Raw genomic sequence first — 22140 nt, 5'->3', positions numbered from 1 at the left:
AAAAAATAAATGCTATGATTTTTAACCCTACAAACATAGAAGAAAAACTACGTCTGCAACAATCTAAGCAAATAGCACAACCAGACATTTTAAAACAAGTACAAGCCATTTTTGATGCTGAAAATGAAAAAGAAATTAATATTGAAAATGAATTGAAATCTGCCAATAGTAGTACTAGCAATTCGTTTAATATAGAACTTTTAAAAAGTGATCAAATTTTTCATATAGACAGTATTAAAAAAACGTGTATTGATTACCGACTTCGATTTTTAGATACTAAGTATTTTAAAAATGAATTTCCGCAAGAAGCCATTAATAAAATAAAAGCTTTAGAAAAAGAACACAACATCACACTAAGCGGATTTAAAATCATGGCGCCTTCTAAACTATTTAAGCTAGAAAACCCTGATGATCCTTTATTATTTGCTCCTATAGGAAATGGTTACTATTACTTAATACATAAATGGGGAAATGATTTAAATCCATTAAGAAAATGGCGTATGCTACCTTTTAAAAGTTATGAAAACTTATTGATCTTTGCGTTAATTGTTAGTTTTGCATTAACCTATCTTTTTAATTATAACTTACCACAAGACAACAACTACACAAATTATTTTTTCTTATTGTTTCTATTCATGTTTAAATCTATAGTTGGCATTGTTATTTACTATGCGATTTCTCAAGGAAAAAATGTAAATTCTGCAATTTGGAATAACAAATACAGTAAGTAATTTATTGCATAATTTTTAGTATCTTTAATAGAAATCAATACTAAAAAACTATGGAGACTGAATATATAAAAATTTATACTGGAGATTTTTTAACCTCACAACGCATACAACAACGCTTAGAAGATATTGGTATTAATGCAGTGGTAAAAAATGAAGACGAATCTGCAAGACTGGCTGGTTTTGCAAATCCTGTACCAAGCTTGCAAGATATTTATGTACATGAAACCGAACTTGAAAAAGCTAAAACAGTTGTTGATGCTATTAAAAGCGAGATATAATTAAAAGAAAAAAGCCTCTTCAAAACGAAGAGGCTTTTAACACTAATTCAAATAGCATTTACACGGTTTATTATGACTTTGGTAATAATACAGTATCTACAACATGTATTACACCATTAGATTGATTTACATCTGCAATAGTTACTTTAGCTGAGTTTCCGTTTTCATCGGTTACATAAACGTCATTTCCTTTTGTCCAAGCAGTTAATGTTCCTCCTGAAACAGTTTTAATCATTGCTTTACCATCGCCTTTTTTAATTAATTTAGCAAAAGCTTTAGCATTCCACTTTCCTGAAACAACATGATACTTTAAAATAGTTTGTAATTGTTCTTTATTTTCTGGTTTTACTAAAGTTGCTACTGTTCCTTCTGGTAATTTATCAAATGCTGCGTTTGTTGGTGCAAATACAGTAAATGGTCCTTCACTTTGTAAAACTTCAACTAAACCTGCTGCTTTTACTGCTGCTACTAAAGTTGTATGATCTTTAGAGTTTACCGCATTTTCTACAATATTTTTAGAAGGATACATTGCTGCTCCACCAACCATTTTTGTATCTTCTTTCATCATTTTGTTTTGAGCAAATCCTAAAGAAGTCACAAAGAATAAACTAAGCCCTAATACGATTTTTGATAATTTTTCTGTTTTCATAATAAATTGATTTTTGGTTTTTATGTTCAGTCTATCTACGCAGTTAAGTTTTGCTTGGTTTTATATTTTTTCAATTTAACAGAGAATTAACAAAAAATGTTAAGAAGATATTTTTAATAGATTGAATATTTGTTTTAAAAAAAATATCTTTGATAAAAACTAATAAGAATGAAAAAATTTAAAACAGTAATAATAAACCCTTATTTATTTACTTTATTAATGTTATTCTTTTTAATTGGTTGCTCTACCAATTCTGATGATAATAGCAATAACTCAAACTCTTATAACTCAAACTCTAACTCTAATACAAACAGTCAAGTAGAAAAAGTATACTATGGTAATATTGGCTTTACTAGTCAATCAGAAGTTGATGCTTTTGCATTAGAAGAATATGATAGAGTTACAGGAAGTATGCAATTTGTAGGAAATCAAATACAAAATGTTGATGGATTAGAATCTATAAAATGGATTAAGGGAGATTTATCATTTCTAAACACCAACTTAACATCTATTAATGGATTGAATGACTTGAACTTTTCTGATGAAAATACATTCTTAAAAATTATTGGCAACCAACAATTGCAAAGTGTTAACGGATTAAATAATATTTCGAAAAAAATTTCTGTCTTTGAAATTAGTGGCAATCCTCTTTTAACAGAAGTAAATGGATTAACTAGTCTAACAGAAGTCACATATCTTTTTGAACTAAGAAATAATGAAAACCTAACAAACATCTCTGGGTTTTCTGGTTTAAGCGGTGAAGTGACATTTTTTGATATTACTGGTAATAATTCTTTAGTTGATTTTTCTACTGTTCAAAATATAAGCTTTACATTTTCATTTTTTTTCGATAATAATGATTTAGCTACTAACTTACCTCCTATTAATTATACAGATTCAACAGGAAATATATTTATAGGAGATAATGAAAATTTACAAAACGTTCAACTCGATTATTATGGATCCGGAGTTTCAATTAATAATAATCCTAGTTTAACTAATCTTAATGGATTAGAAAATTTACAGAATGCTTCATTATTTATCTCTAATAATAATAATCTCAATAATTATTGTGCCATAAATGTAGCTAACATAGCTAGTATAGATACAAATAATAATTTATATAATCCTACTATTGAAGATTTACAAAATGGGAATTGTAGCTTATAATTATGAAAACTATTTAGCATACATTTTATCACGCTGCTCTTTAATCTTTTTATCTTCCATATACTCGTCAAAAGTAGTATATCTATCAATTACTCCATTTGGTGTAAGTTCTACTACTCTATTTGCTACAGTTTGAGCAAACTCATGATCGTGAGTCGTAAAAAGTACAGTTCCTTTAAATTTCTTTAAAGAGTTATTAAATGCTGTAATACTTTCTAAGTCTAAGTGGTTTGTAGGTTCGTCTAGCATTAACACGTTAGCTCTAATCATCATCATTCTTGATAGCATACAACGTACTTTTTCTCCTCCAGATAGTACATTAGATTTTTTAAGTGCTTCTTCTCCAGAAAAAATCATTTTTCCTAAGAAACCTCTAATATGTACTTCTTCTCTTTCTTCTTCTGTTTTTGCCCATTGACGTAACCAATCTACTAGCGTTAAGTCGTTTTCAAAAAACTTACTGTTATCTAATGGTAAGTAAGATTGTGTTGTGGTTATTCCCCAAGAAAATTCGCCAGCATCTGCCTTTTGGTTACCGTTTAATATTTCATAAAATGCTGTTGTTGCACGAGAGTCTCTTGAAAACACAACAACTTTATCTCCTTTTTGAAGATTTAAATCTATGTTTTTAAATAGTACTTCGCCATCTAAAGATGCTGCTAAACCTTCAACATTTAATATTTGATCACCAGCTTCACGCTCGCGTTCAAAAATAATAGCTGGATAACGTCTTGATGTTGGCTTTATTTCGTCCACATTAAGCTTATCAATCATTTTCTTTCTTGATGTAGCTTGCTTACTTTTTGCAACGTTAGCAGAGAAACGACGAATAAACTCTTCTAATTCTTTTTTCTTCTCTTCTGCTTTTTTGTTTTGTTGTGCACGTTGTCTTGCTGCTAATTGTGAAGACTCATACCAGAACGTATAGTTACCAGAAAAGTGGTTTATTTTTCCGAAGTCAATATCACTAATATGTGTACAAACAGCGTCTAAAAAGTGACGGTCGTGAGATACAACAATTACACAGTTATCGTAGTTTGCTAAGAAGTTTTCTAACCAAGTTATAGTTTCGTAATCTAGATCGTTAGTAGGCTCATCCATGATTAACACATCAGGATTACCAAATAATGCTTGTGCTAATAATACACGTACTTTTTGCTTACCATCTAAATCTGCCATTAAGGTATAATGTAAATCTTCTTTAATACCTAAGTTAGATAACATAGCTGCAGCATCACTATCTGCATTCCAACCATTCATCTCTTCAAATTGTACTTGAAGCTCTCCTATTTTTTCAGCATTTTCATCAGTATAATCTGCATAAAGTGCGTCTATTTCTGTTTTAATTTTGTATAAAGGTTTATTTCCTTTTAAAACAGTGTCTAAGACTGTATCTTCATCATGCTTATTGTGGTTTTGTTCTAAGACCGACATACGTTTACCGGCTTCTAAACTAACATGTCCAGAAGTTGGCTCCATCTTTCCAGATAATATTTTAAGGAATGTCGATTTTCCTGCACCGTTGGCTCCGATAATTCCGTAGCAGTTTCCGTTATTAAAAGTGGTATTTACCTCATCAAAAAGAATACGTTTACCAAATTGAACAGATAAATTAGATACTGATAACATAAGCTATAATTTAATTTTTTGCAAAAGTAGAAAATTAGTATCAAAAAACACTATATATTGCCTTATTATAAGTTTTAACAACGCATTAACATTATGAATATATTGCAAAACATATTTTTGTTGATATATAGATAATAAGCCCTTAATATATAATGAATTATAAATTCGTATACTTTTTTTTAGCAATATCTTTGAGTTTTTTTTCTTGCGAAAAGGATAAAAAGGCTAGCCTAGATGGTAATGCTTTTTTTGGAGGCGAAATTATTAACCCAAATTCTAACTTTATTGTAATACTTAAAGAAAACAAAGTTTTAGACAGCGTTTACTTAGATCAAAACAACCGTTTTTCTTATATTTTTAAAAACTTTGAGCCTGGTCTTTTTAGGTTTTATGACGGTAAAGAATTTCAATCTGTACTTATACAACCCAATGATAGTTTGATGTTTAGGTTAAATACTATTGAATTTGATGAATCTTTAGTGTTTACCGGTATTGGCGAAAAAGAAAATAACTTTTTAATTGATTTATTTCTTCTAAACGACAAACTACAAGATTCTGTCTTAAAAATTAGTCAATTAGAGCCTGATGAATTTGAAGAAAAGTTAGATGAAATTAGAAATCAAAAACTAGAAAAGCTTAAAAGTTTTAATGAAAAAAACGAAACTACTGAGATTTTTAACACTTTAGCAAAAGCTAAGATTGATTATAATTATTATTATAGTAAAGAAGCGTATCCTTTTATAAATTACAGAGAAAACGAAGAACAAATTTTTAACGAACTACCTGAAAATTTTTACAGCTACAGAAAAGATATAGACTACAATAGTAATTTATTAAGAGAGTACAGACCTTACGTATCTTTTTTAAGAGTACACTTTAATAATCTAGCTCTACAACAACATTTTAAACACTCTGAAGATAGTACCTATAATAATAAGTCTTTAGAGTATAACATAGATAAGTTTAATCTTATAAGCGATAAAATAAATGACACATTTATTAAAAATAGACTGCTTTACTATAACATGGTTAAATTTATTAATGGATCTGAAAATGATAAAGATTACGAGACGCTTTTAAATTTATTTAAAAAGAAAAGCACTAATAATGATCAAATAGTTAAGGCTAGCAAGCTTGTTAACACATACAAAAGATTAAAGCCTGGTAACAAATTACCTGATGTAACAGTAATAAATAAAAATGATGAGTTTTTATCTATTAAGAGAATAATAGAGAAACCTAGTGTTATATACTTTTGGGATGTATCTAAGCGCTACAGATACCACTTAAAAGATGTACATCTAAAAGCTGCAGAATTAAGTAAAAAATACCCTGAAATAGAATTTATTGCTATAAATGTAAATAACATTAGTACAAGAGAACAAGCAGATATTTTACAGCGTAACCGTTTACCATTTGTTAATGAGTATCATTTTAAATCGCCTAAAAAAGCTGTAGAATTATTAGCTATAAGTCCTATTAACAAAGTATTTTTAGTGGATAAAAAAGGTAATATTGTTAATCCTAAAGGTAATATGTTTGACATCAAATTTGAAAACGAATTATTAGCCTTGATTAATAAGTAAATTATAATTATAAAAAAAAGCCTGCTTATTAGCAGGCTTTTTTTTATTAGTCTTTCTTATGATCATTTTGTACATCAATATCTCTATACCTGCAACATGCGTGTACAGAGTTATAAGCTTCTTCTGTTGCTTTTAGCGTTTTTGTATCGTGTCCTACAGATACTACACTTTTTTTAATGCTATCTAAATTTGTTTTACGCTCATCGTAAATTAGCTTTAATTCGTGTGTTTCTACATTCCAATTAGCACTTTTTACGCCTTTAGTTTGGTAACATGCTTTTTCTATTCGTGCTTTACACATACCGCAAATACCATCTACTTCTAAAGAAGCTCTTTTATTTTTATTTTGAGCAAACGTAGTTGTAGCAACTGTCATAATTAATAAAATCAATAATTTTTTCATTGTAGTCTATTTTTAATTTAATTTATATCGTAATCCTGTATAGTACATGCTTCCAAAAATTGGACCGTACACAAAATTAGTATAAAATGCTGTTCCAAAAGGGTCATTTGCACTAACTATAGGATTATCTTGTTTTACATTTGTTATATTTTCTCCTCCTAAGTATATTTCAAATTTAGATGAAAACACTTTAGTAACTTGCTTGTTTAATGTAGCTACTGTTGGAGTAAATTTATTTAATTGATATTGGATTGGGTTATCTATTGTTGAAGAAAATCGTTGTTCTCCTAACCAATTAAAAGTAGCATCAAACTTCCATTGACTTTGGTTTTTTAATTCTGTTTTATATCCTGCATTAGCAAAAAAACGATGTTTTGGTGTTAATGGTTTTGATAATTTACCCGTTTGGTAGTCGGTTTTAACATCGTAATATTTATATGCTGTTCTTAAATCGAAGTTATTAAATGCTTCGTAGTTTACTTCAACTTGAAAACTATTTGCGTAACTACTACCTTGTAAATTATAAAAACTAACAGCTTGAGCATTTTCTAAATCTACAACCACTTGGTTTTTAAAATCTGTTCTATAAAAATCAAAAGTTACATCTGCTTTTCTTCCAAAAAGATTAAAACCTTGTAGATATGAAACACCATAATTCCATGCAATTTCAGGATCTAAACCATAAATTGGTCCATTATTATTTAAAATTGAAAACTGTCTTGAAGACGCAAATAAGTTCTGGTTTTCTGTAAAAATATTAGCGCTACGTTTACCGCGACCAAAAGAGGCTCTAAAAGCAGATTTACTCCAAGGAGAATATCTTAGGTGAAAACGTGGTGTAATAAATTCGCCTAATAAATTATGCGTATCAAAACGTAATCCTGCAGTAAGGTTAAGTTTTTTTAAGTTATCAAAAGAATACTCAAAAAAACCACCAAAGCTACGCTCTACCCTATCATAATTTGTATTTAATGCAAACTCATCATAATTATCATACGTAAAATTTACACCTGTTTTTATTTTATGTCTAGAGTCACTTATTATCGAGTTATAAATAACGTTAGAATATACACTTGTGTGTTCTATATTATATTCATTTAAACCAAAGTAAGAATCTTGTTGGTGATTACTTAATGCCATTTGAATACCTAAACTTTGCCAAGGTAGATCTGCATTTACATACCCAAATTTACCCGAAACTTCGTAACGTTTAGTATCTATTTCGCTTCCCCAGTTATTAGTTGTTAATTTGTCTGTATCTGGATTAAAGTTTATTTGTCCTGATTGCTTATAATCATCTAAATACTTAAGGTTTAAAAAAGTAACAATACCCTTTTGAGTATTAGTATACTGCCAACGATTCATCAAGTTAATTTGATTAAACTTTGGCATATCCAAAAATCCATCGTCATTTCGATCATGCTCTTCTTGATTCGTATTACCATGTATATAAAGACCTGTACTAATGTTTTTAGAAACATTTGTGTTAAAATGTGTATTAAGTTCTAGCCTTTCGCTTGTTGCTGCGTACATGTTAACAAACACTTTATCATCTGTCATTGGTTTTTGCAATTCGGCATTAATCTGTCCCGAAATACTCTCGTACCCATTGACAACACTTCCTGCTCCTTTTGTTATTTGTATACTTTCTACCCATTCCCTGGAATAAAGCTTAATCCGTAAGCTTGAGAAGCACCACGAACTGATGGAATATTTTCGGTAGCAATTAAAATATAAGGACTTGATATACCTAACATTTTAATTTGCTTAGTTCCTGTTACTGCATCACTAAAGTTAACGTCTATAGATGGGTTAGTTTCAAAACTTTCGGACAAATTACAACATGCAGCTTTTAATAACTTATCACTACTTACATATTGTATGTTTTCTGATTGTATATAAGACCTTGAAGTAGATTTAACTTTAGAGTCTAAAACCACTTCATCTAAATTTGTTGTAGGTTCTAACCAGTGTTTTAACGTTTTACTAGAGTTTACTGTTATCGTATCTGTTTTAAAACCAACATAACTAATCACTAATTGATTAGAAGTTTTACTTAAAGGTAAACTAAAGCTGCCGTCAAACTCTGTAGATGTTCCTACTGTTGTGTTTAACCAAACTAGATTAGCGCCAGGTAAAGGGTTTTCTTTTTGTTCTTCATTTGCTTCATACACATAACCCTTAAGTTGGTTTTGTGCAAAAATGGTTAATGGTAAAAAGCAAAATAGTAATACAAATAGCTTTTTCATATTACCCATAAATTTCAATTAACATTACTATTGCCATTATAATCATAATGGAATTTTCTATAAATGTAGCTTTGGTCATTGGTAATTTTAAAGCAGTACCCAAACAAGCACATTGTATTGCTTTTTTGTCCAATAAAGATTTTGTTACACCAACAGTTGTAATGCCTAAAATTATTAGTGTAACTATTAATGCTATAGAAATTTCTATTCGCATTAAAAACATTACCCCTAAAATAAGTTCTATAAAAGGGTAAATCCAACCATAAGCAGGAAAAGCTTTAGCTAATGGGTCATACATTTTAAAACTTTCAGGAAAACCTTTTAAATCTAAAAACTTAAAAAAGCTAAATACGATATAAAAAATCCCCATAAAATCTAGCATAAAGTTTGAAACATCAAACCTATTTCTATTTAGTAAATATGAGGCAGCAATAATATATCCAAAGATTAAAAATAGTGGAAATAACTGTCTTATTTGTGATTCTTTTTCTTTAGAAACTGAATCAAAAACGTTGTTCTCTTTACTTTTCTTATTAATAGTATATTTACTAGACAATGCGTCTTGTAAAGTATTTATTGAAATGTGTTTAGACATGCTTATTTCTACTTCGGTATTTTCTAAGTCTACCGAAACATCTGTTACATAATCTAAACTTTGTAAAGCTTTTTCAACAGATGCTTTACAACCATTACAGGTCATTCCTATAACGTTATATATGTGTGTCATGATTTTTTAATTTAATTGTACAATATTTAATTCCGCAAAAGCGGAGTTATTTAAGAAAATTGTAAATCAAATTATATAAACATCGTGAAGTTGCTGTAAATCTATAACTAGATTTGGTGGTGAATAAAATTGATGCGGAACAGTTTGCTTTGGCAAACTTTCTTTATACAAAAAGAAATTATAAACAAACGCTGTAAACACAATTTGCTTACTTATATCTAAGTCTTCAAACTTAGTAACTTTAAGCTTGTCTTGTCCCTTAATTATTTCTACATCGTCTTTACAACATGATTTTGGCATTTCAATAACATCAGAACATTTTTTTACTTTAGAAAATACTGCTGAGTCTACCAAACGATCACCACAATAATGCTTTTCTACAGTAAAAGATAATGTAGAGAACAGCACTAAAAATGCCATTAATACTGAAAAGACGCTATGTAAAATTTTTAGTTTCACGATGCAAATTTACAAAATAAAATGACTTACTAAGCGTTTAACATTTGGTTTAACATGTCTTTAAAATATTGTAGATTAATATTCGGCACAATTCGTGTTATATTATATCTTTGAAATTATAATAAACAACCTATGAAACATCTTTTTACAACTATTACTGTTTTATTATTATCCTGTGCTTCTTTTGCTCAAAATAATAATGCTTTTAAAGCAGGTGAAAAACTAACATTTTCAGCAGCTTATAATATGTCTGGTATTTTAACAGATATAGCCGAAGTTAAAATGGAAACAAGCGCTGTAAATACAAGCGGAACTACACTATATCGTTTAAAATGTTCAGCAACAACATATTCTAATTTTGATAGTTTTTTTAAAATTAGAGATTTATACGAAAGCTATGTTAACCCAAAAACTGTAGCTCCATATTTATACCAAAGAGATATTAGTGAAGGTGGCTATTATAAATTTGTAAAGTACAAGTACAGTTATAAAACTAACACAGTTTCTAGTTTAATTAGAAAAAAATCTAAAAACTTTGCTTCTGGTTTTTGGGACAGAAATAATACTATAAAAATTAAGCCAGGTACAAGAGATATAGTTTCTACTTTATACAAATTAAGAACTTTAGACATACACAAAGCACCTGTTGGAGCTAGTGATACCTTTACAGTTTTATTTGATAATAAAGAAGTTAAATGTAGCTTTAAACTTTTAGGTAAAGAAACTATTAACACTGCTATTGGTAGAAAAGAATGTTATAAAATAGCCATAAACGTTACTAATAATAATGTTTTAAAAGGAAGTAACGCTAATATTATATGGCTTACTGCAGATGAGAATAAAATACCTGTTTATGCTAAATTTAAAATAGCGGTTGGAAGTGGAGAATTAAAAATTAAATCTGCAACTGGCTTAAAAAATTAAATTATGAAAAAAGTAACCTTAATATTATCTTTAGTTTGTGCTATTTTAGCAATTATCTTAGCTATATTACCTTTATTTAAATTAGCTTTTATACCAGCAATTTTAGCGTTAGTGTTTGGTATTATATCCTTTATAAAATCAAGAAAAGACAACCAATCTACGCATGTTGTACAGGTTTCTTTTTTATTAGTAATAATAGCTTTAGGATTATCTACTTATAAAACTGTTTTTACAGTTCAAGAAGTTGGTAACACAGAAGAACTTGAGCAACGTGAAAAAGAAAATGAAGAAAAAGCTTTAGAAGAACTTGAAGATTTAGATATAGATCTAGAATAACAGATTAAATCGTATCTAATCAAAAAAGAGGAATCTTATTTTAAGATTCCTCTTTTTTATTATACTGATAATTAATGTGTTTTGATAAATTTTGAAAAGAAAAACATTTATTTTTGAAACAAATAAACATATCTTTACCGACCAAATATTCATCTTGATAATGAAATCGCTTTTAATAATCTCTGCACTATCCTTAGTCGGTTCTTGTACAACCTCTAAATATTCAACTAAAATAAATAATCTTAAGGATTCTATTGTTATAAAAGATTCTGCAACAATTAGTAAATATGCAAAAACAATTACTGTAGAAGAATTTAAAACTCAAATTTATAACATAGCTTCAGACTCTTTTAATGGTAGAGAAGTTGGAAGCAAAGGTCAAAAGTTAGCTGCAAACTACATTAAAGATTTTTATGTCAAAGAAAAAATATTACCTGGTAATGATTCAACGTATTTTCAATATATACCAAAGTCATTTCTTCCAAAACAATATAATGCTTCAGAAAATGTTGTAGCCTTCATAAAAGGTAAAGAAAAACCTGAAGAAGTATTAATTATCTCTGCACATTACGACCATTTAGGGGTAACTGATGGACAGATTAATAATGGTGCTGACGATAACGGATCTGGTACTGTTGCCATGCTACAAATAGCACAAGCTTTTAAAGAAGCAGAACGTAATGGGATTTCACCAAGAAGAAGTATATTATTTTTACACCTTACTGCAGAGGAAATTGGCTTACAAGGCTCTTTATACTACACACAAAATCCGCTTTTTCCTTTAGAAAACACCATTGCAGATCTTAATATTGATATGATTGGACGTGTAGATGATAAACATAAAAACAATCCAAATTATATATACTTAATTGGTTCTGACAGAATTAGTAAAGAGCTTCATTTTATTTCAGAAAAGGTAAATTCTACCTCAACAAACATAGAATTAGATTATACGTTTAATCAAAAAGACGATGCTAACCGATACTATTACAGATCAGATCATTATAATTTTGCTCAAGAAAATATTCCTGTAATCTTCTACTTTAATGGTACTCACGAAGATTACCATAAACCTTCTGATACTGCAGATAAAATTAATTTTAACTTATTAGCTAAGCGTACTAAACTTATTTTTTCTACAGCATGGTACTTAGCGCATAAAGAAGAATTCCTATTACATAACAGTGATATTTAACAACTAAATTCTTCTTAATTATTAAATCTTAGACCTTCAAACTAGAATTTTGTGTTATTTTTGAGAGGCAATTATAGCTCTTAAAACAAATACATATGAAATCATTATTATCTATTGCTAGCTTTAGCTTACTACTTGCTGCTTGTGGTAGTCAACAAAAACAAGCAGAACAAAAAACAACTCAAAAAGAAGTTAGTCCAACAACTTATGCCGAAACAATTACTGAAGCCGAGTTAAAAACTCTTCTTTATGAATATGCATCAGATGAATTTAATGGACGAGAAACAGGTACAGAAGGTGAAGAAAAAGCAGTAAACTTTTTAAAAGCCCACTACATGACTTATGGTGTTCCTGCTGCCAAAGGAAACAATGATTATTTTCAAAAAGTACCACTAGAAAAACTAGCAGCTCCAGATGTAACTTTAACTGCGAATGGTACTGCATTAAAAAACTTAGAAGACATTGTATCTATCACAGCAATGCCAACAAGTCAATTTTCTGCAAACCAAGTTATTGATTTAGGTTATGGTATAGAGACCGACAATTACTCTAATTATAAAAATATTGATGTTTCTGGTAAAGTCGTTTTTATACGTTCTGGAGAACCTAAAAACGAAGATGGCACTTACCTAATCTCTGGTACAGAAGAAGCTACTAAATGGTCTAACCTAAGACAAGAATTTGCTACAAAACGTGATATTGCTAAAGAAAAAGGCGCTAAAGCAGTACTATACTACAACCCAAATATTTTTGGTATGGCTGCAAGACGTTACGGTAGTTCTAGCGGTCGTATGGTATTAAGTGGTAATGACAATAATATGTATTATATGTTATTAAATGATGCAGCTGCAAAAGCTATTTTAAATACAGACACAGCAATAGACAATGCGTTTACTAACAAAACTTACAATACAAATATTGCTATAGATTACACTAACAAATCTGAAGCTTTAAACGGAAACAACGTTGTTGCGTTTATTGAAGGTACAGAAAAACCAAACGAGTACATTGTAATCTCTGCACATTTAGACCATATTGGTAATCATGATGGCGAAATTAATAACGGTGCAGACGATGATGGTTCTGGTACTGTTGCAGTTTTAGAAATAGCCGAAGCTTTTGCTAAAGCTAAAAAAGATGGTCATGGACCTAAACGCTCTATTATATTTTTAAATGTTACGGGAGAAGAAAAAGGCTTATTAGGTAGTAGCTATTATGCAGATATGGATCCTATTTTTCCTTTAGATCAAACCGTTGCAGATTTAAATATAGATATGATTGGGCGTATTGACCCAAAACGTGAAGGTGACAGAAATTATGTTTACTTAATCGGAAGTGATAAATTAAGTACAGAATTACATAATATTTCTGAAGAAGTAAACAGTAAGTACACTAATATAGAATTAGATTACACTTATAATGATGAAAACGATCCAAACCGTTTTTACTACAGAAGTGACCACTACAACTTTGCAAAAAACAACATTCCGGTTATATTCTATTTTAACGGTACACATGACGATTATCACAGACCAAGCGATACTGTAGAAAAAATTAATTATGATCTATTAGAGAATAGAGCGCGTTTAGTATTTTATACAGCTTGGGAATTAGCTAACCGTGACCAAAGAATAGTTGTAGATAAAGCAGAATAAATACAACTACTACTAAGTAAAATAACTTTAACCATTAATAATCTATCTTTTACTCAATAAAACGTAACGTTTACTCATTACGCTTTTGATAAAAGGTAGATTATTTTTTATTTAGAGTAATTAAAATTTTTTAAAATGAAATTCTTACTCTTATTTAGTATCCTTTTATCTTACACAAACATATATTATACATCAGCTTCTTTAGACTTAAAGACTATTAAACAAGAAGAAAATCAATCCCTTTTTTTTAAAAATTTAAAAGAAGGAGATCAATTAAGTATAACATATCAATCCTATGGTTGTTTTAATCAACATTCAGAAACTTTAGAATTTAAATATTTAGACAAAACTCTTACAGCTACACTTTTAAGCAACGATATTAAAAAATCAACAATCATAAAACCAACAGAAATTGATTATTTAATTGAATTTGAAACACAGTTAATAAATATAAACAACACAAAAAGAGGCTGCACAACAGTAAACTCTTTTACGTTTAAGTTAAATAACGATAAAAGTATAGTAAGAAAAGATGATACTTGTAATTGGAATGGTTATAAAGTATTAAAAGAAAAATTTTTCAAATAAAGCTTACAAAAAAAGCCTTTCAAAAAATGAAAGGCTTTTTACTTTTGGGTGGAAGATCGGTCTCGAACCGACGACCTCCTGAACCACAATCAGGCGCTCTAACCAACTGAGCTACAACCACCGTGTATAACGCATATTAAAATGCGTGTGCAAATGTAGTTTATTTACTAAATATCACAAAAGATTTTTAAATAATTTTTATACTATTTTAAATCAAAAAGACTATTTACTGCTGCAAACCGCTCAACTGTAAAACCTTCTGCGTATTCACTATTAATTAAACGCCCTAAATCTCTTGCTCTATAAATAATACTATCTGTAAAATTTTTACTAGAAATTGGTGTTTGAGGCTCATTACTGTCTGGATTATAAAATTGTGTTTTATAAGCTAAGACACTTTTCATTTTTATATCAATAAAATCTGAAACGTCTACAACAAAATCTGGTTCTATATGCTTCCATTGTATGTAATGGTAAACCTGTTTTGGTCTCCATTTTTCTTGCGGCTTTCCTTCTATTTCTGTTTCAATTTTTAATAATCCACTTAAAAAACACGCATCACTAACCAATTTACTTCCTTTACCATGATCTATGTGCCTATCATCTACAGCATTACATAACACTATTTCTGGTTGATATTTGCGTATCATTTTTATGACTTCTAACTGGTGTTGCTTATCATTAGTAAAAAAACCATCGGCAAAGCCTAAATTTTCTCTTGCTGCGACACCTAGTATGTTTTTTGCGTCTTCGGCTTCTGCTTTACGTGTGTGTTCTGTACCACGTGTACCAAGTTCTCCTTTAGTTAAATCTACTATAACTACTGTTTTACCATTTGCTACTTCTTTTGCTATGGTTGCTCCTGCGCCTAACTCTACATCATCTGGATGTGCCCCAAATGCTAATATATCTACTTTCATTATGTTATTTATTCCACTGTTTTTGTTGGTCTTCATTTAAAAAAGTCCAAGCTACTACTCTACTCTTTTTTTGACCAATATTAATTGGTAAAGTTTTTATAATTTTTGCTCCTAATTTATCTAAAGACGCATACATTGATTTTATATTGTATTTATTAGCAACTAATGTTGTATACCAAAAGCACTTATTTTTAAACAAGCTACTTTCGTATAAATAATTGTGTAAAAATGCTTTTTCTCCACCTTTATACCACAATTCATTTGATATTCCAGAAAAGTTTCTGTTTATACTATTTGTGTCTTGATTTAATCCTTTTAACTTTTTTAATGTGGCTGAATTTGCTTCAGTTTCATCTTTATAAAAAGGCGGATTACACATAGTTAAGGTGAAGGTATCTGTTTTAGTCAAAATACCTTGAAATATTTGATTAGGATTGCTCTGAAATCTTATTGATACCTCATCCTCTAATTTGTTTTCTGCTATAATTTTTTCAGCTTGTTTTATCGAATTTTTATTTACATCTGTCCCAACAAACTGCCAATTATAAATTGATTGACCAAGTAACGGATAAATACAATTTGCACCAGTACCAATATCTAAAACCTTTACGTTTCCAACTAAATTACTACTTAGTAATAAATCTTTTAAAAGGTTAATATATGCAACACGACTTGGTATTGGTGGTGTTAGATTATTGTCATCAAAGTTCCAATAATTAATACCATAATTAGCTTTTAATATAGCCGTATTTAACGCTCTAACTGCTTTAGCTTCAGAAAAATTTATAGTTAAATTACCGTATTTGTTTTTTAAAACAAATGGTTGAAGTTTAGGGTAGTTATCTATTAAAACTTCAAAATTATAATTATTTGTATGTCCTTTAACAGATTTCAAAATGTTACTTTTTGATATTTTTTAAAGCTTGTTTTATGTCTGCTTTTAGATCTTTAGTATTTTCTATCCCTACAGAAAAGCGTATTAAACCATCACTAATACCCAATTGCTTCCTCTGCTCTGGTGTTAGTAAAGAGTGTGATGTTTGCGCTGGAGATAACATAGTGCTTTCTACACCTGCAAGACTCATTGATGGTTTAATTAATTGTAATGCTTTTTGAAAAGCTTCTGCGTCTAAATGATCTTTCAATTCAAAAGATAACATACCTCCAAAATCTTTCATTTGTGACTTAGCCAATTTATGCTCTAGATGATCTTTTAAACCAGGATAATTAACCTGTTTAACTTCATCTAACTTATTTAACCATTTAGCCATTTTTAAAGCGTTTTTAGATTGTGCTTTAACACGTAGTCCCATGGTTTTCATACTACGTTCTAACATCCAAACCGTAAAGTCACTAAGACTACCACCAAGGTTTTTAGAGACATTCCATATACGATCCATGTGTATTTTGCTTCCTGCAATTGCACCTGCACAGGTATCACTATGTCCGCCAAAATATTTAGTTGCAGAGTGCATAATTAAATCGATACCAAAATCTGCTGGATTTTGATTTACGGGACTTGCAAATGTATTATCAATACTAGTAACAATACCTTTTTCTTTCCCTAATTTGGCTATAGCTTTAATATCTGTAATTGTTAATAATGGATTTGAAGGTGTTTCTATATGAATTAACTTCGTGTTTGGTTGTATTGCTGCTTCAAAGTCTTCTACTTGATAACCATCTGTAAAAGTAAATTCTATATTTAACTTAGGAAATTCTTCTCTTATAAAATTTGTTGTGCCTCCATAAATTGTGTTTTGTACCACAATATGATCTCCTGCTTTTAAAAATGCTAAAAACATATGACTAATAGCTGCCATACCAGAACCAAATATCATTGCTGTCTCAGTATGCTCTAAAGCTGCTATTTTTTTGGATAAATATTCTTGGTTTGGCGTATTAAAATATCTTGGATAGCGTTTTACGTCTACATCCATAAACTCATATGAAGAAGATAAGAATATAGGCGAAACTGCGCCTTTAAATTGTTTATCTTCTACTTCTCCGACGTGAGAACAAATAGTGTTTAACCCTAAGTTTTTATGTTTCATTTTATATTGCAATTTTTAAAAAACTAAAATACAAAAATATGCATCTTTAACATTGATAATTATAGATTTATAAACTGACTTTATACTGGTTTTAACACTTCTTTAACCTAAAAAAACATCTACTTTTTGTATACTATGGGTTATGGTAACAATTGATAAGCAAGAACATACGGACATTTTAGAACAATCTATTAATCACCTAGAATATTTAGGTTTTGAAAACATTAAAGCAGACCTTGATGGTTATGATACGCCAAATTCTTTTACCAAAAAGAATGGAGAGGTCACGGTCACACCAGATATAACTGCTTTTAAACGAAGTAGGAAATATTATTTTGAGCTTGGTATTAAAAGTAAAAAACCTAATCTTTTAAAAACCAAATGGCGTTTGATTGATGTAGTTTCAAGAATGAAAAACAGCCGATTTAAAATTATTACGACAAAAGGTCATTATAGTTTTACAAATAAAATTTTAGATGATCTTAATTTAGATAAAAACCTTATTAAACTATAACATAAAGCCTGTTTAAAACAGGCTTATTTATTTTGAACTTATATCTGCTTTAGATTTAAGGAGTTTGTTTTGTTCTTCCATTAAATCTGAAAGTTTGCTAAGCAACTCTATGTCTTTTGGTGTTGTTACAGTTTTATCTTTTGTATCATGGGACTTGGCTCTTAACTTATTCATTGCTTTAACAACTAAAAAGACAGTTAGTCCAACAATTAGAAAATCTAAAAAAGCTTCAAATAACTCGCCGTAATAAATAGCAACTTCCTGTGTAGTTACTTCTCCATTTTCATTAATAATAGCTTCTCTTAACATATAACGTTTATCTTGATAGTTTAATCCATCTGTCATTAGTGACAATGGTGGCATAAATATTTTTTTTACTAAAACATCTATCACTTTATTAAATGAGGCACCAATAATAATACCTACAGCCATATCCATCATATTGCCTTTTACGGCAAACTCTTTAAATTCTTTTAAAAATTTCATCTAAATATTTAACGCGAAGTTATTTTTTTCGGGTTTTATTATAAGCTCTTAGCATGAAAAAAGCCCATAAAATCACTAATATAAATACTATAATAGAAAACCAAAATACAATATTATTTCCCATCGTTTATAAGCTTTATAAAAATCAATATACCAATAAGCATTGGTGCCCAAAGCCCAATAAATATTCCATGAAGTTGATATCCGTTAAGAAATAAGTATTCGGCTACTATAATGATTGCTAGACAAAGAATTAACATAAATATGTTACCCCAACCTAACTTTTTAATATATTCCACTAAAAATTAACAATTTATAATTTGTATCAAGTTAGTCAATATTTTCTTAGAAAGTAATTAAAAACTTACTTTTTATAAAACTTGATATATTTTCTGTAAGAGAAAACACCTAAAATTGCAATTAAAATAGCTGATACACCAATATAAATTAAGCTAATATCTTGTCCAGATTGATAAGAATGTAATCCGGATAAATAGAAGTTTACACCAAAATAAGTAAAAATAATACTTCCAATAGAAACTACAGACCATAAATTAAATGTCCATCTTCCTCTTAAGCCTGGTATTAATCTCATATGTATTACAAATGCATATATCATTATACTTATCAAAGCCCAGGTTTCTTTTGGGTCCCATCCCCAATATCTTCCCCAACTTTCATTAGCCCATTGACCACCTAAAAAGTTACCAATAGTAAGCATTATTAGACCAACGGTTAAAGCCATTTCATTTATATAAGTTAATTCTTTAATACTTAAATCTAGCTTGGTTTTATTATTTTTATTAGTAAATGCCATTAAGAATAAACTTACTAAACCAATTATAAAGCCTAGCGTAAACGGACCATAACTAGCAACAATGACTGCTACATGTATTTTTAACCAATAACTATTTAATACCGGTTGTAAGTTTGCTATTGCAGGATCCATCCAACTTAGATGCGCTACCATTAATAATATTGAAACTACAAAGGAAGTTGCTGCAATAGTTAGCTCGCTTTTTCTTCCAAATCCTAAACCAAAAAACATGGTTGCCCAAGCCACATAAATCATAGACTCGTAACCATTACTCCATGGTGCATGACCAGAAATATACCATCTTGCAATTAAGCCTAGTGTATGGATAACAAAAAGTATTATTATTACGACTTTAAATACTTTAATACTTGTCTTTAACCATTTGCTATCTATTTTAAAAATTTGCCATATTAATAAGGCTAACAATAAAATTCCTGCTGTTAAATAGTAAATAAATAATTTTTTAAATACATCGTATTTATTGTAAAGTATTTCTGCATTTATCTTAGATTCGCTTGGCATTACCTCGGCTCCTACTTTAGATTGAGAGGTTTTAAAAGCTTTTAATAGTTTTTCTGGCTGGGAGAAATCTCCTGTTTTTTTAGCTTCATTTAAGCTATATAAATACCAATCAAATCCGGCGTTTATAAAACTTCCGTAGGTTGAGTCTTGGATTTTTTGATTATAACCTTCATTTTTATATTCGAATGGAGAAATCCAAGTGTTATTGTCATCGTTAGGTACAGGAAAAATCTTTAACGATCTACCTTCTATCGCATTACTTAATAAATTAACACGATTATTAACCTCTATAAACTCTTTTTGAATAGCTGTTTTTACTTGCGTTTCATAAGCTTCTTCTAATTGTCTATCTAATTTGTAGTTAAAATCGTCTCCAAAGAAATCTAATAACTTAGCATAATTTTGGTCTTTACTAATACCTATAATACTACGTATCGAATCTCCTTTACGTGGTTTTATATAAATAATTGGCACGTTATACCACAACATCGGACTTTCTTGAATGCTTAAGAAGAGTTGATTGGCAGTCATACCTTCATAAGCTTCGTATTTACTTAATTTTCTAAGTAATTCTGAAGCATAGGTATCTATAGGCATCATACGACCATCTAAATCTTGTAAAACTAACTTTGCAAATTCTTCGGCGTGAGATTTTGGTGCTACATTTGCCTTTAAAATAGAATCTATTTGCCTTTTTGATGGTGTTTTTGGTACCGTAACTTGATGATCATGACCATCGTCTTCTGTGTGATCATGGTCGTTTTGAGCTATTCCGCTTAAAGCGAAACACAAGAAAAATATAGTTAAAAGTTCTGCTTTTTTAGCTTTTACTTTTTCTAAAAGTCTTTTTAAATCTCCAAAACGTGAGTTTTTATCAAACATAATCGCCATCAAACCTATGTATAATAAGAAATAACCAATGTAGGTTACCCAAGTTCCCCAAAAATCATGATTTACTGACAGTTTTGTTCCTTTTTCATCTGGATCAAAACCAGCTTGGAAGAAACGATAACCTTTATGATCTAAAACGTGATTCATGTAAATATGATAGTCAAAATCGCCTTCTTCTTTATCAAAAATGGTCACTTTACTTTCAAAGGTTTGATAAGAGTTTTGTGTCCCTGGATATTTTTGAGCGATAAAATCATTCAGCTTTACACTAAATGGTAATTTGTAGACTTTTGCGCCGTATTTTAGGTTAATATCTAAATTATCAATCGTAATTTTTTTGAAAGGATTGTTTGTTCCTTGTCCACCAATTAAACCAACACGTTTGGTTTTTCCGTTTGCAGTAACATCTAGTATAACACCATCTTCATCAAATTTTAATAATTGAGATTTTTTACCAACGCCTATTTCTCCTTTAATTATTGGATTTGGAACTACAAATTGCATGTCTCCAATAATGTAACGCGAACGTAACATAAATGGTTGAATACTGTCTTTAACAAGTTTTCCTTGGCTCATTGTTGCCATTTGCAAATATTCGCCATCAAAAGGAGAATTAATTGTAATTCCGTTTTCAGACTTTGTTAAATTAATAGCACCATCTGTTGGTTTGTTTAATGCAAAAAGCACATTATGTATACTTTGTACTTCGCCTTCTTTTAAGAAATGATTGTGTGGTGCGCCTTGACCTGCTTCTACTATTTTTAAATAATTTTCGCCATTTTCATTTGGGATAATTGTTTCTTCTGCACCTTTAATAAACTCGACTAACTCAATACTTACCGGTTGATTATTATAAGCTGTATTTAGACTGAAACTATTTTTCATTCTACCAGAAAAATCAACTTCTTCTTCTATTGGTAGACGTTGAGGTACGCCATCAATCATATAATCACCATCAATATATGCTGTGATGTATGTTTTTTGAGAAAGAAATGCGTTGCTAGTTTCTCCTTCACGTATAGGCATCATACCTTCAAAACTGTAATATCTTGTTATTCCTGCACCTACTATAATTAATATAAATGCTAGATGTAATAAAAGTGTTGCCCATTTTTCTTTACGTAACAACCTGTATCTTGAAATATTACCTATAAAGTTAACCACAAAAAGTACCATTATGGCTTCAAACCACCATGCATTATAAATTAAATTACGCGTGTAAGGTGTTGGAGATGTATCCATTTTGGCATCTAAAAATGTACCAGTAGCCATAGCGATGGCAAATACAATAAATAATATAGCTGTTAATCGTGTTGAGAATAGAATCTTGCCCAATTTATTTTGCATAGGTAAAGCC

At 29.5% G+C, this 22140-nt stretch carries 20 protein-coding genes, 1 tRNA gene and 1 pseudogene; 10 read left to right on the top strand and 12 right to left on the bottom strand.

The genetic code is table 11. The features are described from left to right. Positions 1-14: 14 nt before the first annotated feature. Both WA340_RS03650 and WA340_RS03645 read left to right on the top strand, forming a co-directional pair. Positions 15-731 (top strand): hypothetical protein, encoded by a 717-nt coding sequence (locus WA340_RS03650; protein ID WP_304145430.1) that lies wholly within the window; start codon positions 15-17, stop codon positions 729-731. A gap of 50 nt (positions 732-781) precedes the next feature. Then, complete coding sequence (locus WA340_RS03645; protein WP_027879736.1) at positions 782-1009, top strand: putative signal transducing protein; 228 nt, start codon at positions 782-784, stop codon at positions 1007-1009. A 70-nt stretch (positions 1010-1079) separates the two neighbouring features. On the opposite strand, the gene WA340_RS03640 is transcribed toward WA340_RS03645, so the two are convergent. Continuing rightward, positions 1080-1658, bottom strand: a complete 579-nt coding sequence (locus tag WA340_RS03640; protein ID WP_223076485.1) for a fasciclin domain-containing protein — start codon at positions 1656-1658, stop codon at positions 1080-1082. Positions 1659-1826: 168 nt separating this feature from the next. Here WA340_RS03640 and WA340_RS03635 point away from each other — a divergent pair, with 168 nt between their 5' ends. Continuing rightward, positions 1827-2828 carry a hypothetical protein gene (locus WA340_RS03635; RefSeq protein ID WP_336127309.1) on the top strand — a complete coding sequence of 334 codons (1002 nt, stop codon included), beginning with the start codon at positions 1827-1829 and terminating at the stop codon, positions 2826-2828. 9 nt (positions 2829-2837) lie between these two features. Here the strand turns inward: WA340_RS03635 and WA340_RS03630 are convergent, their stop codons facing one another. Continuing rightward, a complete protein-coding gene (locus WA340_RS03630; RefSeq protein WP_336127308.1) occupies positions 2838-4457 on the bottom strand; it encodes an ABC-F family ATP-binding cassette domain-containing protein in 1620 nt (539 codons plus the stop codon). A gap of 191 nt (positions 4458-4648) precedes the next feature. Here WA340_RS03630 and WA340_RS03625 point away from each other — a divergent pair, with 191 nt between their 5' ends. Continuing rightward, positions 4649-6043, top strand: a complete 1395-nt coding sequence (locus WA340_RS03625) for a TlpA family protein disulfide reductase (protein ID WP_336127307.1) — start codon at positions 4649-4651, stop codon at positions 6041-6043. 46 nt (positions 6044-6089) lie between these two features. Here the strand turns inward: WA340_RS03625 and WA340_RS03620 are convergent, their stop codons facing one another. From WA340_RS03620 to WA340_RS03605, 4 genes and pseudogenes are all read right to left on the bottom strand, one after another. Continuing rightward, on the bottom strand, positions 6090-6446 hold the full coding sequence (locus WA340_RS03620) for a heavy-metal-associated domain-containing protein (RefSeq protein WP_304145439.1): 357 nt from the start codon (positions 6444-6446) through the stop codon (positions 6090-6092). Between the two features lie 12 nt (positions 6447-6458). Next, positions 6459-8695 (bottom strand): annotated as a pseudogene (locus tag WA340_RS03615) (TonB-dependent receptor). Position 8696: 1 nt separating this feature from the next. Continuing rightward, complete coding sequence (locus tag WA340_RS03610; protein ID WP_336127306.1) at positions 8697-9422, bottom strand: heavy metal translocating P-type ATPase; 726 nt, start codon at positions 9420-9422, stop codon at positions 8697-8699. Between the two features lie 66 nt (positions 9423-9488). Next, positions 9489-9881, bottom strand: a complete 393-nt coding sequence (locus WA340_RS03605; RefSeq protein WP_336127305.1) for an HYC_CC_PP family protein — start codon at positions 9879-9881, stop codon at positions 9489-9491. 132 nt (positions 9882-10013) lie between these two features. Here WA340_RS03605 and WA340_RS03600 point away from each other — a divergent pair, with 132 nt between their 5' ends. From WA340_RS03600 to WA340_RS03580, 5 genes are all read left to right on the top strand, one after another. Further along, positions 10014-10805, top strand: coding sequence for a DUF3108 domain-containing protein (locus WA340_RS03600; RefSeq protein WP_027879728.1), 792 nt, complete (start codon positions 10014-10016; stop codon positions 10803-10805). 3 nt (positions 10806-10808) lie between these two features. Further along, positions 10809-11141, top strand: a complete 333-nt coding sequence (locus tag WA340_RS03595; protein WP_336127304.1) for an FUSC family protein — start codon at positions 10809-10811, stop codon at positions 11139-11141. A 160-nt stretch (positions 11142-11301) separates the two neighbouring features. After that, positions 11302-12336: a M28 family metallopeptidase gene (locus WA340_RS03590; protein ID WP_336127303.1), complete on the top strand. Its 1035-nt coding sequence runs from the start codon at positions 11302-11304 to the stop codon at positions 12334-12336. 95 nt (positions 12337-12431) lie between these two features. Then, positions 12432-13991, top strand: a complete 1560-nt coding sequence (locus tag WA340_RS03585; protein ID WP_336127302.1) for a M28 family metallopeptidase — start codon at positions 12432-12434, stop codon at positions 13989-13991. 135 nt (positions 13992-14126) lie between these two features. Continuing rightward, positions 14127-14579 (top strand): hypothetical protein, encoded by a 453-nt coding sequence (locus WA340_RS03580; protein ID WP_304145453.1) that lies wholly within the window; start codon positions 14127-14129, stop codon positions 14577-14579. A gap of 46 nt (positions 14580-14625) precedes the next feature. Here the strand turns inward: WA340_RS03580 and WA340_RS03575 are convergent. From WA340_RS03575 to WA340_RS03560, 4 genes are all read right to left on the bottom strand, one after another. Beyond that, positions 14626-14701, bottom strand: a tRNA-His gene (locus WA340_RS03575). 81 nt (positions 14702-14782) lie between these two features. Further along, positions 14783-15499, bottom strand: a complete 717-nt coding sequence (gene bshB1 / locus WA340_RS03570) for a bacillithiol biosynthesis deacetylase BshB1 (protein WP_304145455.1) — start codon at positions 15497-15499, stop codon at positions 14783-14785. A 4-nt stretch (positions 15500-15503) separates the two neighbouring features. Beyond that, positions 15504-16394 carry a 23S rRNA (adenine(1618)-N(6))-methyltransferase RlmF gene (gene rlmF / locus WA340_RS03565; RefSeq protein ID WP_336127301.1) on the bottom strand — a complete coding sequence of 297 codons (891 nt, stop codon included), beginning with the start codon at positions 16392-16394 and terminating at the stop codon, positions 15504-15506. A gap of 4 nt (positions 16395-16398) precedes the next feature. Next, positions 16399-17553 carry a trans-sulfuration enzyme family protein gene (locus WA340_RS03560; RefSeq protein WP_336127300.1) on the bottom strand — a complete coding sequence of 385 codons (1155 nt, stop codon included), beginning with the start codon at positions 17551-17553 and terminating at the stop codon, positions 16399-16401. A gap of 142 nt (positions 17554-17695) precedes the next feature. On the opposite strand from WA340_RS03560, the gene WA340_RS03555 reads away from it, so the two are divergent. Then, positions 17696-18067, top strand: coding sequence for a hypothetical protein (locus WA340_RS03555; protein ID WP_336127298.1), 372 nt, complete (start codon positions 17696-17698; stop codon positions 18065-18067). A gap of 27 nt (positions 18068-18094) precedes the next feature. Here WA340_RS03555 and mscL read toward each other — a convergent pair whose 3' ends face one another. Together mscL and ccsA are read right to left on the bottom strand one after the other, a co-directional pair. After that, the gene (mscL, locus tag WA340_RS03550; protein WP_336127297.1) at positions 18095-18553 is read right to left on the bottom strand and encodes a large conductance mechanosensitive channel protein MscL; all 459 of its coding nucleotides are present in this window, start codon (positions 18551-18553) and stop codon (positions 18095-18097) included. Positions 18554-18917: 364 nt separating this feature from the next. Continuing rightward, positions 18918-22130 carry a cytochrome c biogenesis protein CcsA gene (gene ccsA, locus WA340_RS03545; protein WP_336127296.1) on the bottom strand — a complete coding sequence of 1071 codons (3213 nt, stop codon included), beginning with the start codon at positions 22128-22130 and terminating at the stop codon, positions 18918-18920. Positions 22131-22140 lie beyond the last annotated feature (10 nt).

It is taken from the genome of Mesoflavibacter sp. CH_XMU1422-2 (assembly GCF_037029245.1).
GTDB classification, from domain to species: domain Bacteria; phylum Bacteroidota; class Bacteroidia; order Flavobacteriales; family Flavobacteriaceae; genus Mesoflavibacter; species Mesoflavibacter zeaxanthinifaciens.
Note: the sequence above shows the minus strand (reverse complement) of the source record. Positions and strands in the feature narration are given on the sequence as shown.

Coding starts and splice junctions, on each gene's coding strand:
- WA340_RS03650 (WP_304145430.1), top strand. CDS start 15: ATGATTTTTAACCCTACAAACATAGAAGAAAAACTACGTCTGCAACAA.
- WA340_RS03645 (WP_027879736.1), top strand. CDS start 782: ATGGAGACTGAATATATAAAAATTTATACTGGAGATTTTTTAACCTCA.
- WA340_RS03640 (WP_223076485.1), bottom strand. CDS start 1,658: ATGAAAACAGAAAAATTATCAAAAATCGTATTAGGGCTTAGTTTATTC.
- WA340_RS03635 (WP_336127309.1), top strand. CDS start 1,827: ATGAAAAAATTTAAAACAGTAATAATAAACCCTTATTTATTTACTTTA.
- WA340_RS03630 (WP_336127308.1), bottom strand. CDS start 4,457: ATGTTATCAGTATCTAATTTATCTGTTCAATTTGGTAAACGTATTCTT.
- WA340_RS03620 (WP_304145439.1), bottom strand. CDS start 6,446: ATGAAAAAATTATTGATTTTATTAATTATGACAGTTGCTACAACTACG.
- WA340_RS03610 (WP_336127306.1), bottom strand. CDS start 9,422: ATGACACACATATATAACGTTATAGGAATGACCTGTAATGGTTGTAAA.
- WA340_RS03600 (WP_027879728.1), top strand. CDS start 10,014: ATGAAACATCTTTTTACAACTATTACTGTTTTATTATTATCCTGTGCT.
- WA340_RS03595 (WP_336127304.1), top strand. CDS start 10,809: ATGAAAAAAGTAACCTTAATATTATCTTTAGTTTGTGCTATTTTAGCA.
- WA340_RS03590 (WP_336127303.1), top strand. CDS start 11,302: ATGAAATCGCTTTTAATAATCTCTGCACTATCCTTAGTCGGTTCTTGT.
- WA340_RS03585 (WP_336127302.1), top strand. CDS start 12,432: ATGAAATCATTATTATCTATTGCTAGCTTTAGCTTACTACTTGCTGCT.
- WA340_RS03580 (WP_304145453.1), top strand. CDS start 14,127: ATGAAATTCTTACTCTTATTTAGTATCCTTTTATCTTACACAAACATA.
- bshB1 (WP_304145455.1), bottom strand. CDS start 15,499: ATGAAAGTAGATATATTAGCATTTGGGGCACATCCAGATGATGTAGAG.
- WA340_RS03560 (WP_336127300.1), bottom strand. CDS start 17,553: ATGAAACATAAAAACTTAGGGTTAAACACTATTTGTTCTCACGTCGGA.
- WA340_RS03555 (WP_336127298.1), top strand. CDS start 17,696: ATGGTAACAATTGATAAGCAAGAACATACGGACATTTTAGAACAATCT.
- mscL (WP_336127297.1), bottom strand. CDS start 18,553: ATGAAATTTTTAAAAGAATTTAAAGAGTTTGCCGTAAAAGGCAATATG.
- ccsA (WP_336127296.1), bottom strand. CDS start 22,130: ATGCAAAATAAATTGGGCAAGATTCTATTCTCAACACGATTAACAGCT.